At 63.5% G+C, this 14448-nt stretch carries 11 protein-coding genes and 2 pseudogenes; 4 read left to right on the forward strand and 9 right to left on the reverse strand.

The annotated features are described in order from the left end of the window. Positions 1–114: 114 nt before the first annotated feature. A complete protein-coding gene (locus NKJ01_RS22930; RefSeq protein ID WP_352731181.1) occupies positions 115–2160 on the reverse strand; it encodes an oxidoreductase in 2046 nt (681 codons plus the stop codon). A gap of 97 nt (positions 2161–2257) precedes the next feature. Here NKJ01_RS22930 and queF point away from each other — a divergent pair, with 97 nt between their 5' ends. Further along, complete coding sequence (gene queF, locus NKJ01_RS22935) at positions 2258–2719, forward strand: preQ(1) synthase (RefSeq protein WP_352731184.1); 462 nt, start codon at positions 2258–2260, stop codon at positions 2717–2719. 8 nt (positions 2720–2727) lie between these two features. On the opposite strand, the gene NKJ01_RS22940 is transcribed toward queF, so the two are convergent. The 4 genes and pseudogenes from NKJ01_RS22940 to NKJ01_RS22955 all read right to left on the reverse strand — a co-directional run bounded on the left by NKJ01_RS22940 (position 2728) and on the right by NKJ01_RS22955 (position 7162). Continuing rightward, entirely contained in the window at positions 2728–3342 is a 615-nt protein-coding gene (locus NKJ01_RS22940) for a YqhG/Tai3 family protein (RefSeq protein ID WP_352731187.1), read from the reverse strand. Positions 3343–3346: 4 nt separating this feature from the next. After that, a complete protein-coding gene (locus NKJ01_RS22945) occupies positions 3347–3826 on the reverse strand; it encodes a DUF3828 domain-containing protein (RefSeq protein ID WP_352731190.1) in 480 nt (159 codons plus the stop codon). Positions 3827–3921: 95 nt separating this feature from the next. Next, entirely contained in the window at positions 3922–5571 is a 1650-nt protein-coding gene (locus NKJ01_RS22950) for an ABC transporter substrate-binding protein (protein ID WP_352731193.1), read from the reverse strand. A 41-nt stretch (positions 5572–5612) separates the two neighbouring features. After that, positions 5613–7162 (reverse strand): annotated as a pseudogene (locus NKJ01_RS22955) (trimethylamine methyltransferase family protein). Between the two features lie 92 nt (positions 7163–7254). Here NKJ01_RS22955 and NKJ01_RS22960 point away from each other — a divergent pair. Both NKJ01_RS22960 and mutL read left to right on the forward strand, forming a co-directional pair. Then, on the forward strand, positions 7255–8157 hold the full coding sequence (locus tag NKJ01_RS22960) for a LysR substrate-binding domain-containing protein (RefSeq protein WP_352598882.1): 903 nt from the start codon (positions 7255–7257) through the stop codon (positions 8155–8157). Between the two features lie 106 nt (positions 8158–8263). After that, positions 8264–10132, forward strand: coding sequence for a DNA mismatch repair endonuclease MutL (gene mutL / locus NKJ01_RS22965; RefSeq protein WP_352731196.1), 1869 nt, complete (start codon positions 8264–8266; stop codon positions 10130–10132). A gap of 294 nt (positions 10133–10426) precedes the next feature. Here the strand turns inward: mutL and NKJ01_RS22970 are convergent, their stop codons facing one another. The 3 genes and pseudogenes from NKJ01_RS22970 to NKJ01_RS22980 form a co-directional block, all read right to left on the reverse strand. Further along, positions 10427–10753 carry an antibiotic biosynthesis monooxygenase family protein gene (locus NKJ01_RS22970; RefSeq protein ID WP_023762123.1) on the reverse strand — a complete coding sequence of 109 codons (327 nt, stop codon included), beginning with the start codon at positions 10751–10753 and terminating at the stop codon, positions 10427–10429. A 58-nt stretch (positions 10754–10811) separates the two neighbouring features. Next, a pseudogene (locus NKJ01_RS22975) lies at positions 10812–11686 on the reverse strand (alpha/beta fold hydrolase). A 147-nt stretch (positions 11687–11833) separates the two neighbouring features. Then, positions 11834–12727: a DMT family transporter gene (locus NKJ01_RS22980; RefSeq protein WP_023762120.1), complete on the reverse strand. Its 894-nt coding sequence runs from the start codon at positions 12725–12727 to the stop codon at positions 11834–11836. 91 nt (positions 12728–12818) lie between these two features. Here NKJ01_RS22980 and NKJ01_RS22985 point away from each other — a divergent pair, with 91 nt between their 5' ends. Beyond that, a complete protein-coding gene (locus NKJ01_RS22985; RefSeq protein ID WP_352731200.1) occupies positions 12819–13745 on the forward strand; it encodes a LysR family transcriptional regulator in 927 nt (308 codons plus the stop codon). Here the strand turns inward: NKJ01_RS22985 and NKJ01_RS22990 are convergent. Then, positions 13742–14335, reverse strand: coding sequence for a hypothetical protein (locus NKJ01_RS22990; RefSeq protein ID WP_031261033.1), 594 nt, complete (start codon positions 14333–14335; stop codon positions 13742–13744). The genes NKJ01_RS22985 and NKJ01_RS22990 overlap by 4 nt on opposite strands. Between the last annotated feature and the right edge of the window lie 113 nt (positions 14336–14448).

Here is a 14448-nt window from a genome sequence, read left to right on the forward strand (position 1 = left end):
GGCCCGGCCCGCGCGTCCCCCGGCGGGGGGCGCGCGCCAGCCCCTGCCCCCCGCCCCCCCCCCCCCCCCCCCCCCCCCCCCCCCCCCCGCCACCGATTCTCGCGATAACGAATTTCAAATCCGCAAGCCGAACCTGATGCCGTCATAGATGGCGGCATGGATGTTGCGCGAGGCGACCGCGTCGCCGATCCGAAACAGCACGAAGTGCGCTTCTGGATTGCGCTCGGGAAAAATGTCGCCACCACTCACCAGCCGCTCATAGTCGATCGCGCCGCCGTTCTTCGACAGCGGCTTCAGCGAGAGATAGAGATCGTCGAGCGGCAGTGTGCCGTGCTCGACCACCACCTGGTCGACCCTGCGCTCGCCGCGCCAGCCATCGGCGAAATCCGAGGCCAGTTCGGCGACCAACAGGTTGCCCTCGCGCCTCACCGAGCGCAGCCGGGTGTTGATGGTGATGGTGACCCCCTTTTCCTGGAATGCGCGCATGTATGGCACATGGTTCATGCCACCCATTTCCGGCGCAAAGAACCGCTCCGGCGAAACAAGCTCGAGTTTCGAGCCGGCATTGGCGATCAGTTCGGCAGCGCCCATGCCCTGATGGCCGCCATTGTCGTCATAGAGCAGCACATTTTCGGCCGCCTTGACGCTGCCGGCCATGATGTCCCAACTCGAGGTGACCAGGTTGTCACCAGCCGTCAGCGGCGGGTTCTGCGGCAGCCCGCCGGTGGCAACCACCACAATATCGGGCGACAGCGCCAGAACGTCGTCTTTCTCGGCCCAGGTGTCGTAACGGATCTCGACGCCGAGCCGGTCGAGTTCGGCCAATCGCCAGTCGATGATGCCGATCAATTCCTTACGCCGCGGGTTCTGCGTCGCCAGCCGAACCTGGCCGCCGGCCTGTGACGATGCTTCCAGGATCGAGACTTGATGGCCTCTCTCCGCCGCGACTCGCGCCAGTTCCAACCCGCCGGCGCCGGCGCCGACGACGACGACTTTATGCTTAGGTCCTTCAGTCTTGACGATGATGTGCGGGATGTCGGCCTCGCGGCCGGTCGCCGCATTGTGGACGCACAGGGCTTCACCGCCTTCGTAGATGCGATCCAGACAATAGGTGGCGCCGACACAAGGGCGGATCTCGTGCTCCCTGCCCTCCATCACTTTTTTGACAATGTGCGGATCGGCGATATGGGCGCGGGTCATGCCCACCATGTCGAGCTTGCCGGTGGCGATGGCGTGCCGCGCGGTGGCGACATCGGAAATGCGTGCCGCATGGAAGGTCGGGAATTTCGTCGCCGCCCTCACCTCGCCGGCGAAATCGAGATGCGGCGACGACCGCATGCCAGTCACCGGGATAACCTTGGTGAGTGCCGCGTCACTCTCGATCGAGCCGCGGATGATGTTGAGGAAATCGACCTTGCCGCAGCCGGCCAGCCGTTTTGCAATCTCTATGCCTTCCGCCTTCGATAGGCCTTTTTCGAAATCTTCATCGGCGACCATGCGGATGCCGACGACGAATTTATCGCCGACCGCCGCACGGACGGCATCGAGCACCATGTTGGTGAACCGCAGGCGATTGTCGAGCGAACCGCCAAACTCGTCGTCGCGATGGTTGGTGGCCGGCGACCAGAAACCGTCCATCAGATGGCCGTAGGCCTCGAACTCGATGCCGTCGAGGCCGGCGGCGTGGCAGCGCTGGGCCGCTGACGCATAGTCGGCGACGATGCGCTCGATGTCCCAGTCCTCGATGGTCTTCGGGAAAGCGCGATGCGCCGGTTCGCGCACGGGCGAAGCCGAGAGCACCGGCAGCCAATCGGCCTTGTTCCAGCCGGTGCGGCGGCCGAGATGGGTGATCTGGATCATCACCTTGCAGTCGTGCTCGTGACAGGCGTCAGCGAGTTCGGCCAGCCACGGCACGATCCTGTCTTCATAGACATGCAGGTTGCCGAAGGCGGCCGGACTGTCGCGCGATACGATCGCCGAGCCGGCGGTCATCGTCAGCGCCATGCCGCCCTTGGCCTTTTCGGCATGGTAGAGCCGATAGCGCTCTTTCGGCATGCCGTCCTCGGAATAGGCCGGCTCATGGCTGGTCGACATGACCCGGTTCTTCAGCGTCAGATGTTTGAGCTGATAGGGCTGGAGAAGCGGATCGCTGCTGTTCATCGTCTTCCTGGAGTTTCAAATTGTGCTAATGAGCGGCAAATTTCGTTTTCGAGCATGTCGTCCCCACATTTCCCGGCATGCGATAAGGATCCCGCTCATGATCGACACCAAAACCCTCACCCAACTCGGCGCCCACGTCGAGACGCCACAGAGCCCCGAAGCGGCGGTCCTGGAGACCGTGCCGTTTGCGCGCGGCGATGGGCCGCCGGCGATCGTGCGCTTCACCTGCCCGGAATTCACCTCGCTGTGCCCGGTCACCGGCCAGCCGGATTTCGCCCATATCGTCATCGACTATGCGCCCGATGCGCTGCTGGTGGAATCCAAGTCGCTCAAGCTGTTCATGACCTCGTTTCGCAACCATGGCGCCTTCCATGAAGACTGCACCGTCGTGATCGGCCGCCGTATTGTGGCGGCAACCAAGCCCTTGTGGTTGCGCATAGGCGGCTACTGGTATCCGCGCGGCGGCATTCCGATCGACGTGTTCTGGCAGACCGGCGCGCCGCCTGAAGGCGCCTGGCTGCCTGACACCGGCGTCGCGCCCTATCGCGGGCGCGGCTAGCTCGCTCATCATTCGCACTGATATTGGCTGAGTGCCCATTCACCGGTCACCGACAACAGATCCGTGATCTTCCAGTCGCCGTCGACCTTCTTGAACTTCCACTCCAGCCGGTGCGGGTTGCCAGCGATGACGAAGGCGACGATGACCTTGGCCTGGTCGCCACTGATCGCCTCGAGCGTCTTCAGGCTCTTGGCGATCTCGGCCTTGTCGTAATCAGCGTTGTCGAGCGCCATGTTGGGGTCGAGGCATTCGCCCTGCCCGGATTTGCGCAAGGCGTCGCTCTTGTCGAGCACGGTTTTTGCCGGATCGATGAAATGGTTGCGCTGCGCCGGATCGATCTCCAGCCCAGCCTGATCGTAAAACGGCCGCACCACAGCGGTCGGGGATCCCGCCTGGACAGGCGCTGCCGGCGCTGCCTCGGCTGGCGACCATCCGACCGGGGGTGTTGCCGGCTCCACGGCTCCGCCGGGCGCATTTGCCGGCGGCGCCCCGCTGTCGCCCGGCGCGGTGTCAGCCGGGGTGTTTGCCGGCGGCGCACCCAACAAACCTTGGGCGGCGGCACCGCTCAGACTCACCGCCAGCAGGCACATGGTCGAGAGTGCCAGGAACGGGCGATGGGCCATCGCATCACTCCGCTGTCTGGCCGGCCATGCATTCCAGCGCGCTGAGCTTCCAGTCGTTGGTCTTCGAGGCAATGTCCGATATCTTCCATTTGCCTTCGATCTTCTTGAGCGACCAGACCATTTCGCGTTTGGAATCATCGCCTTCGGAGAAAAGGCTGAAGGACGCTGTAACCTCTGCATTGTCGCCATCCAGCTTCTCAGACAGTTTCAGCGTTTTCGAGACGGTCTTCTGATCGAAATCCTGGGCGTCCAGGCCAGGATCGAAATCGATGCAGGCGACCTCGTCCGGGTTCTTTTTCGTTGCCTGGTCGTTCAGGTCGAACAGTTTCGTCACCGGCTCGGTGAACCGATCCCGGTATTGTTCGTCGGCCTCGAACTTGACCGCCGGAACATAGAAGAACTTCACGGCGTTGGACGCCGGTCCGGCGACGGCGGCCGCCGGCACGGCTATCGAAAGGGCGGCAACGAGCACTGTCAGTCTCATGCAGAATCTCCGGCTTTTGATGGCTTGAGCCTATCAATACCACGCATCCTGCATATCGGCTTTTTTTCGGCTCATGAAGCCCCGCAACGCTTGTTTCAACCATCCAGCCAGACGTTCTGCAGGTCCATCTCGAAGGTCTGGTGGACGCCGTAGTTCTTCACCTTCTTGTTCATGTGGCTGTAGAGCTTCTGCCAGAACGGCTGAACGATGACGCCCGAATCCTGCAGGATCTGTTCGACGTCCTTCATCACTTCGCGGCGCTTCGCCACGTCGATGAGCGAGAGAGCCTGCTTGAGCTTGGCATCGAAATCGGGATTCGAATATGCCGTTTCATTCCAGGCCTCGCCGGTGCGATAGCCGAGCGCCAGCACCTGGACGCCGAGCGGGCGCATGTACCAGATCGTCATCGAATAGGGATATTTCGTCCAGTCGTTCCAGAAGGTCGAACCGGGCAGCACCGTGCGCTTGACCTTGATCCCGGCATCGCGCAGCTGGCCGGCGATCGCGTCGCCCGTATTCTTCTGCCAATCGTCCTCGACGGTGATCAGTTCATGCTCGAAATCGGCCTGCCCGGCTTCCGCCATCAGCTTCTTGGCGCCGGCGGCGTCACGTGTCTTCTTGGGCAGCGGGTAATATTCCGGGTGGATCGGGGCGACGTGATGGTTTTCGCCGGGGGTGCCTCGTCCGGCATAGCCGAGTTCGAGAACCGCGTTGTTGTCGACGGCCATCTGCAGCGCATTGCGCACCCGCTGGTCGTCATAGGGCTTGTGGGTGATGTTGGTGCGGGCTACGAGCGTCGTCGCCGTCGCGACTTCGGATTTCACCAGACCCATCTTGTCGAGTATGTCGATGAAGTCCGCGGGCGTCTCGAAATTGAGGTCGATCTCGCCGGAGTCGAAAGCATTGACCGAAGCGTTGAAGTCGGTGCCGTAGTCGATGAATTCGACACTGTCGAGCGGCGCTTCCCCACCCCACCATTTGCCATTCTCACGGCGCTTGACGACCGCCTTCTGGCCGACATCGTATGAGACCAGTTCGAACGGCCCCGTGCCGATCGGCTTCTTGATCGGATCGGCACCGTCGGCATCGAAATTGCGATGAACCAAGAGCGCCGGATAGTCGGTGAAGTTCGGGATCAGCGAAATGTCGGGTTCGGCGAGTTTCAGCTTGACCGTGTTGTCGTCGAGCTTGGTGATCGCGCCATCCTTGGCCTTGCCAGACTTTGCGTCGATCAGCGCGCCGACGCGGGCGGCCATCGAATTGCCGGCGACGCCTTTCTCGCACCAGCGAGTCAGATTGTAGGCGACGTCATCGGCGTTGAAAGCATCGCCGTTGTTCCAGGTGATGCCCTTGCGCACGTGCAGCACGTATTCTGTGGCATCGTCGTTGATGTCCCAGCTTTCGAGCAGAACCGGTTCGAATGTGAATTGCCTGGTGTAGCGGACAAGCGGCTCCAGCCAGCAGCGCGAAATGTTGGCCAGTTCCACCCAGTCGTAAGTGCGCGGATCCTTCTGCCCCTTCACCGACATGGAAACGCGCAGCGTTCCGCCTTTCTTCGCCTCCTGCGCCACCGCCCTGTCGGGCACGGCTAGGCCGATCATGCCATAGGCAAGCGCCGTTGACGCGCCGAAGGCGCTTGCCAGCGCCAGGAATTCGCGCCGATCGACACGACCCGCGCGTGCTTCGGCGGCCATTGCTTCGATGGCGCTCGGCACCTGATCGCCATTGCTTCTGAATAAGGTCATTGTTTCCTCCCGTCTGATTCCCTTGGTCTTGGTTCGCTGCGTCAGCTGACGCTGTCCGGCAGCTTCTCCTCGCGCCGCGCGATAAAGTCTGTCAGGCCGTCGGCGATGCCTTCGTCGAGCTTCGGCTCCTCATAATCCGCCAGCATGTTGCGTGCCTTTTCGCGGCCGCGCGTGTCGTGGTCCTTCGCCCCTTCGGCCTTCCACTGTTCGAACGAGTTGAAGTCCATGATGGTGGGCATGAAGAAGGCGGACTCGAAATGTTCGAGCGTATGCTGGGTGCCCAGGAAATGGCCCTGCGGCCCCACTTCGCGGATCGCCGCCATCGCTTCCTTGAAATCGTCGAACGGCAGCCCGCCGGCGTATTTGTACCAGCCGACAAGCTGTTCGCAGTCGGTCGCGAATTTCGAATAGCCGCAAGTCAGGCCGGCCTCGAGCCATCCGGCGGAGTGCCAGATGTAATTGGCGCCTGAAAGGATGGCGGCATGCATCAGCATGTTCGCCTCGTAACCGGCCTGCGCATCGTTCAGCTTCGACCCGACATGGAAGCCAGACGTGCGCCACGGCAGCCGGTATTTCCGCGCCAGCGCCCCCATCAGATACATCATTTGGGCCGCCTCCGGCGTGCCGCCCATGGGAGCGCCGGTCTTCATGTCCACCGTCACCATGAACTGTCCGTAGACCTGCGGCGACCCCGGGCGCAGCAGTTGCGTGAACGCGACGCCCGCCAGCCTTCCGCATTGACCTGCGCCACCGCGCCCACGGCGGAGGCCGAGGTCGAGGCGCCGCACAGTGCGAAGGGCGCGAGGATCAGCGGCTGGTTGCTCCGCGCATAGACCTTCATCGCGTCCAGCATGGTGGCGTCCCACACAAGCGGCGAATTGCAGTTGGTGATTGACACCAGGACCGGGTTGTCGCGGACATAATCCTCGCCGAACACGATGCCCGCCATCGCCATCGTGTCTTCCGCCCGATCCTTGGACGTGACGATGCCCATGAACGGCTTGTCGGAGTGCTTCAGCGCTGAATGGATTATGTGGAGGTGACGCTTCGGCACCGCAATCTCCATCGGCTCGCAGATGATGGAGCTCGATGAATGCAGCGCCGGCGCCATGTAGGCGAGCTTGTGGAAATTGTTGAGGTCGGCGAGCGTGCCGTAGCGCCTGTTGTTGTCGAGGTCGCGCACATAAGGCGCGCCGTACATCGGCACGAAGATGGAGTTGTTGCCGCCCACGCGCACCGAGCGCTGCGGATTTCGCGCATTGAGCGTGAATTCCGACGGGACCTTCGACACGAACTCCATTAGCAACGCGCGGTCGATGCGGACACGCGTCTCCGAAACGTCTGCCCCGGCCGCCTTCCAGATCGCAATCGCCTCGTCGTCGCGGAACTCGCATCCCACCTCTTCGAGGATCGAGAGCGACTCCTCATGGATCAGTTCCACCGCCTCATCGGGAACCATCTGATAGACGGGGATCTTGCGGACCAGCGTCGGAAACGACATTACCGGCGCTCCGCGCAGCGCCTTGCGCCCCAAGCGGCCGCCACTTCGACGGTTGGCGTGTTCGGTCACTTCAGGGGCCGGTGCGTTCATGGCAACTCCATTCCACTCATTGAGACCAGCCTAACGGGACAAAATGGTGATGTGACGCTGGAAAATCCTGATCGCTTGTATAAGCTGAGCTTATGCGAAGCCTGCGCCACCTCCTGCCCTCCGCGGGCAGCCTGATCGTCTTCGAGGCGGCCGGGCGTCTGTCGAGCTTCACCGCCGCCGGGCGCGAACTCGGCATGACGCAGGCTGCCGTCTCCTATGCGGTGCGCGGACTGGAAGAACAGCTCGGCGCCAAGCTGTTCCAGCGCCGCCATCGTCAGGTCGTCCTCACCGAGGCCGGGGAGCGCTTCCACGCCGATGTCTCGCTCGGCCTCTCGCATATCCGCAAATCGGCGGAGGATCTGCGCCTGCAGGCAACCGGCGGCCATGTGACGCTGGCCGCGTCTACGGCCTTCGGTTCCTTCTGGATGATGCCGCGCCTGCAGCAGTTCCGAGACGAACTGCCGGGCATCGACCTGCGCATTCAGACCGCCGACCGCGATCTTGACATCATCGCCGAAGGCATCCCTCTCGGCGTGCGCGGCGGCGAGCCGCGGGATTGGCCGGACTATCATTCGCTGCCGCTGGCCGATGAGGAGATATTTCCCGTTGCCGGCACCAGCTACGCGGCGAAGTTCGGCCTGCCCAAATCGGTGGCGGAACTGGCCACGCACCGTCTCATCCATCTGGAAGAGCCGTACCGCGAGGCGGCCAGTTGGGACGAATGGTTCCTGTCGGCCGGCGCCAGCCTAAGCGACACCGCGCGCGGCCTGCGCATAAACGACTATGGCCTGGTGATCCAGGGCGTCATGGAAGGGCAAGGCATTGCCCTCGGCTGGCGGCATCTTGCCGAGCGGCTGCTGGCATCAGGCCTGCTGGTGCCGGTGACGGATCATGTGCTGAGGACCGGCAAGGCGTTCTATGTCGTCTGGCCGAAGAATCGCGAGCTCAGCGACAACGCCCGCAAGGTGCGGGATTGGCTGGCCGCGCAGGCGTGAGGGACAGTGCCTCCCAGTTCCTTGGAAGTCGGCGGGACAGCATCACCGCTATTCCGCCTACATCGAATGCTTCCTCATCGGCGTCGAATCCGCCTATAGTGACGGCATGCCCATCCGCCAGCTTTCCGAAACGATGATCAACCAGATCGCCGCCGGCGAAGTCATCGAGCGTCCGGCAAGCGTGGTCAAGGAACTGGTCGAGAATGCGCTCGATGCCGGTGCCGGGAGGGTCGAGATCGTCACGGCCGGCGGCGGGCTGAACCTGGTCCGCGTCACCGACGACGGCTCCGGCATTCCAGAACCGGAGCTGGCGCTGGCGATTGCCCGCCACTGCACCTCCAAGCTCACCGAGGATATCAACGATATCCGATCACTCGGCTTCCGCGGCGAAGCGCTGCCGTCGATCGGCTCGGTGTCGCGGCTGTCGATCCGTTCGCGCACGGCCGCCGGCGACAGTGCCGCCGAGATCGGCATCGAGGGTGGCCGCGTCTTGCCCGTCCGACCGGCGGCGGCCAATCGTGGCACCACGGTGGAGGTGCGCGACCTGTTCTTCGCAACGCCGGCCCGACTGAAATTCATGAAGGGCGAGCGTGCCGAAAGCTCGGCGACCAGCGACGTGGTCAAGCGCATAGCCATCGCCTTCCCCGCCGTGCGCTTCACGCTGGCCGGTTCCGACCGCTCGACGCTGGAACTCCCGGCGACGGACGACAGCGCGGAAGGCAGCCTGCGCCGCATCGCCCAGGTGATGGGTGCCGACTTTCCTGACAATTCGATTGCCCTCAATGCGATGCGCGAAGGCGTGCATCTGACCGGTCACGTGTCGATCCCGTCCTTCACCCGCGCCAACGCGCTGCAACAATATGCCTATGTCAACGGCCGCCCGGTGCGCGACAAGCTGATCGCCGGCGCCATTCGTGGTGCCTTCGCCGACGTCCTGCCGCGCGACCGCCATGCGGTGACGGTGCTGTTCCTGACGCTCGATCCGGCCATCGTCGACGTCAATGTCCATCCGGCGAAGGCCGATGTGCGCTTCCGCGACCCTGGCCTGGTGCGTGGGCTTATCGTCGGAGCAATCCGGCAAGCACTCGCCGATTCCGGCATTCGTGCCGCGACCACGGGCGCTGCCGGTATGATGGCGGCCTTCCGACCCGGTGCCGCATCCTACGGTGGCCCGGCGAACGGCCACCGCAGCTACGACGCGGCCTACCGCGCGTCAGGTACGTCCAGCTTCGATGCGGCCCGTTCGCCGCAGCGGCCGCTCGACATGGGTTTCGAAGGGGCTGGCTTTGAGCATCGCGGTTTGCGCGAAAATGATCAGGCTGCGTTCGATGCCGGTCCGCTTGCCAGCGCCGATGCGCGCGCCGGACAGGGCGAAGCCGCCGAGACATTGCTTGGCGCGGTGCTGGGTGCGGCGCGCGCCCAGGTGCATGAGAACTACATCGTCGCGCAGACCAGGGATTCGCTCGTCATCGTCGACCAGCACGCAGCGCATGAGCGGCTGGTCTACGAGGCGCTGAAAAATGCGCTGCATTCGCGCCCCGTGCCCTCGCAGATGCTGCTTCTGCCTGAAATCATCGACCTGCCGGAAGAGGATGCCGAACGGCTGGCGATGCATTCGGAGACGCTGGCCCGCTTCGGCCTCGGCATCGAGCGCTTCGGCCCGGGCGCCGTCGCAGTGCGCGAGACGCCGTCGATGCTCGGTGAAACCAACGTCCAGCAATTGGTGCGCGATCTTGCCGACGAGATCGCCGACAACGACACGGTCGAGACGCTGAAAGAGCGGCTGGACAAGATTGCTGCGACCATGGCCTGCCACGGCTCGGTCCGCTCCGGCCGCCTGCTCAAGGCCGAGGAGATGAACGCGCTGCTGCGCCAGATGGAGGCGACGCCGGGTTCCGGCACCTGCAACCACGGGCGACCGACCTATATCGAACTCAAGCTTGCGGATATCGAGAGGCTGTTTGGGCGGCGTTAGTTCAGTTCTGGGAAAGACGATGCAGGAGGAGCGTTTGGTCGGCGAAAGAGCAGACCGTAGGTGCCAGTGTTCACCTGCAATGCCGAGACAACCGTTCGCCGCGCTCGCCCCGAATGCGGCGCCGGCTTCACGCACGGCAATCGCCAGCATCGCAGCAGCCAGCAGGTAGCGCATCGCCGCCAACAGAAGTGGGGGGTAAGTCATTGAGACCGAACTTGATCGCCGTCCAGGTCAGCCCCCACATCAGCGACATCACCGCGAAGAAAGGTGAGGTTGCGAATGACCACGTGGCCGTCAGCGCAGTCCCTGCCTATCGACGAGTATCCGATGGACATCGATCCGCTTGGGCAATTCTATCAGGAACTCGGCATCGCGGTCCAAATGGTGGACTTTGGTCGGTTCGCCTTTGGTGAAGGCGGTCATCGCTTGCATATCGGCCCAATAGGAGATGGTCGTGAACCACGTCTCCTCGCCGCGGTCCTCGCGCAACAATTGGACGCCGAGCGCGGTCTTCTCGAGGGGTGGAATACCCTCGGCGCGAATGTATGACTCATAGGCGTCGGCAACCTCGCGGCGTGTGCGACCGCGCCAAATGCGCGCGATTGTCGGCTTAGTCGGCATGATAAACTCCTTCGCACAGACGGGCACGGGCACTGCGAACCCCAACCTTGAGCGACGATCAGGCGTGGACACGTGCCAAAAACTCGCGAATCAGTGGCAGGGCATCGTCGAAATGTGTCTCCAGCAGCCAGTGGCCGCGCGATCGATCAAATACAGTTCCGCATCGGGCAGATCGCGATGATAGGCCCGGGCGGACGCTGCCGGCATATAGCCGTCCTCTGGCCCCCAGACGATCAGCGTCGGCGGATGATAGGCGCGCAGATAGGCTTGATATCGCGGGAACCAGGCAAGGTTGGCCTCCAGTTTCTCCATTAAATCGACGGCGACCTGTCGACGGACGGGTGTGTCCATCAATGGCCAGTGAAGTTTCCACAGATCGGGCGGCACGCGCATGGCGACGTCGTCCGCCACTTCGCCGATGAACTCGGCGCGAAACCCGTCCTCGCTCACCGCCGCCTCGAGTGGGCGGTGCTTGTCGGGCGTCTTGTCGGCCCACCAAGCTTTGATCACGGCGTATTTGGGACCGAGGACGTCCTCGTAGATATCACCGTTCTGGATGATGAGCGCGGTGACCCGATCCGGATGCGAGATCGCGTGCCGGAGTCCTATCTGCGAGCCATAATCATGCAGCCACAAGGCGTAGCGCTTGAGACCGAATGCATCAACAAGTTTGGCAAGCACGTCGGCATAGGCGTCAAAATCATAGCCGAAGGCGGTCAGATCGGGTGTGCCGCTGTACCCGAAGCCCGGCCAGTCGAATGCAATCGTCCGCCAGCGGTCGGCGAGCGCGGGCATCAATTGGCGGAATTGGTATGAGGAACAGGGATAGCCGTGCGGCAAGAGCAAGACAGGTGCTTCGGGTGGCCCTGCCTCGCGGTAGAAAATGGATAGATCATCCAGTTGCATGCGCCGGTGCGTCGTTGCACCCACCATTCGGGCCTCCGTCGAATAAACACCGGCAAAACGCGTCTAGCCGGGGTTCGTTCCGGGATTTATCGGAGCGCAAGGGACACTGGCCGATCAGGTAGACGTCGGAGGGTCGGGCTTCAGCATTTCTTTGGAGTCGGACAACTCCAGCATTCATCTCTTCAAATTCACCACGATGACGCCGCCAAGCGCCAGCGCGCCGCCCAGGATGCCGAGCAGCGTCGGCACTTCGCCCAGCCAGAAGAAGCCGATCAGAGCAGACATGGGCGAAACCAGGTAAAGGAAGTTCGAGGCGCGTGCCGCGGGCAGACGCGACAGTGCGGTCGCCCAGGCGGCATAGGCGATCAGGCTGGGGACGATGCCGAGAAAGATCACAGCGCCAAGGCCTGCGGTGTCAGCAAGCGCCGCCTGCGAAAAGGCTGACGGCAGGAAGGGCGACAGGCAGAGTGCGCCGAGCACCATGTTCGAAGCCGAAATGGTCAACGGATGATGGCGGGCAAACAGCGGCTTCTGGACGATGGTGTTGACGGCCGAGCATAAGGCCGAGCCAAGTACCAGCAGGGCACCGGCGTTGAAATGCAGTCCCTGCCCGTCTGCCGTGGCGATGATGCCAATGCCGGCGAAGGAAATCATCGTGCCGAACCAGGCCATGCCCGAGAAGCGCTCGCCAAGCAACGCCATCGCCATGATGGCGGTGAAGATCGGGCTGACATTGATGATGAAGCCAGCGGCACCTGCCGAAACGGTCAGTTCGCCGAAATTGAGCATGACGGTGTAGAGTGCGACGAAGATGGCGCCGCCGAAGACGAGGCGCCACACTTCGTCGAGCCTGGGCAGCGCCGGCCGCTTGACCGCGAGGAAGATCGCCGCCGGCACCGCGGCGATGGAAAAGCGCAGGGCGCCGAGTTCCAGCGGCCCGAAGGCGGCAAGACCGGCACGGATCGCCGGAAAGGCTGACGCCCAGCCAACCACCGTCAGCGCCACCGCAATGGCTGCCGTGGTGTCCACCCGCTGTGTCGAATTCAACGTGCCCGTGATTGCACCCATCTCACCGTCCTCGTGTTCTTCGGTCCTGAAAGGCAGAAAACGCCTTTTCGGGCCGGTTGACAAACGACCAAATCGAGGATCACCTGTGACTATGGATCACAGCTCAGACACAATGGTGCCGCTCGAAACGCTGCGCGCCTTCGACGCGGCGGCGCGAACAGGGAGCTTTTCGGCGGCGGCCGAAAAGCTCAACATCACCCACGGCGCCGTCAGCAGGCAGATCGCCAAGCTCGAAGACTGGCTGGGACTGAAAGTCTTCGATCGTGGCGCGCGCGGCGTTTCGCTGACCATCGAGGGCAACCGGCTGCATCTGCGCACAGCCGAAGCTTTCGCGCTGATTTCCAGCCATTCCGACCGCTGGGTCGAACCGCGCGGCACCGCCGTGGTGCGTCTGACCTCGACCCCCTCGGTCAGCGGGCTGTGGCTGATGCCGCGCATGGCAGCGCTGGAGAACGATCCCTCCAAGCTGCGCATCGTGCTGGATGTCGATATACGTCAGGCCGACCTTGCCGACGAAGGCATTGACCTCTCGATCCGCTGCGGCCGCGGCGGCATTCCAGGCCGCGTCTCGGTGCAGCTCTTCGAGGAACATGTCTTCCCCATCGCCTCGCCCGAGCTAGCCCGCGAGATCGGTCGCGGCGACCCTGCCCGGCTGCTCAAGTTTCCGCTGATCAACGATTCCGATGCGTCGGCCTGGCGCGCCTGGTTCGCCGCGCAAGGCATGGACTACCGCCCGCGCCCGCAGGACCGTCGCTTCGAGGACTACAATCTGGTGCTCGACGCCGCCGCCTATGGGCTCGGCATCGCGCTGGCGCGTCCGCCGCTGACCGGGCATCAGTTGGAGTCGGGCCGCATCACTCCCGTCGACGAGCGCACCGCCCTCAATCCGGTATCCTACTGGCTCGACCGGCCGATGGGACGGCCACGGGCCGCCGCGGCGGAACTGGCGCGCCGTATCGCGGTGCAGGCAGGACTGCCGCCGGAAAAGATGGAAGCCTTCATCGATGCTGAGGGTTAGCGTAGCACCAGAAGGACGAACCCGACGATCGCCGCGACCAACAGCCCGGCAGCCAACGACGTTAGCCCGACGCTCATCTGCCTGCTTTCGGGTTGCGCCACGTCGTTCGACCGAGAAGCCGCCCGCCCTCGTCCTGCAACCGCCTTGGCCACCGTCGCGCGGCGCAGGGCCGGAACCTCAGGTGAGAGGAGCGCAAGCCATGGCAGTGCCGTGGGCTTTGCGGCGGCTTCCTCATCGATCCTTGCCGGCGGCGGCGCCAGGCCACGTCGTCTGTCGCCGTCGGCCGATGTCCTCGCCGCAGTCGCTGCGGCAACCCCGGTCGTTTCGCCGTCCGGCTCCGCGAGCGCCAGGTAGGCCTGCAACATCTCCGCCGATGCTGTCTGCTGGGCTCTCGCCGTTGTTGCCGGCAATATCAGCATAGGCAGTGACGGTGTCGCTGCCGGACGCACGGGCGCGCCGGATGGCGCCGGCGGCGCCACAAGCGCCTTAACGAGGGCGGCTTTTACCGGATTGGCCCTCGCCGACGGCACGGCCTGCGGCGTTATTGCTTCCCGAAGCAAGGCGGCAAGACGAGCAGAGGAAATATCCATAGCGCCCTGTCAACAGCGTTTTTCTTTCCAACATTAGGGGCTCAGCATTGTCTCAGGCTTGTCACATGCTTGACCTCGCCGGAAATTTATGGCGATGAAATCCCCATGAACCT

The organism is Mesorhizobium sp. M0276 (genome assembly GCF_040321755.1).
In the GTDB taxonomy this organism is placed as follows: domain Bacteria; phylum Pseudomonadota; class Alphaproteobacteria; order Rhizobiales; family Rhizobiaceae; genus Mesorhizobium.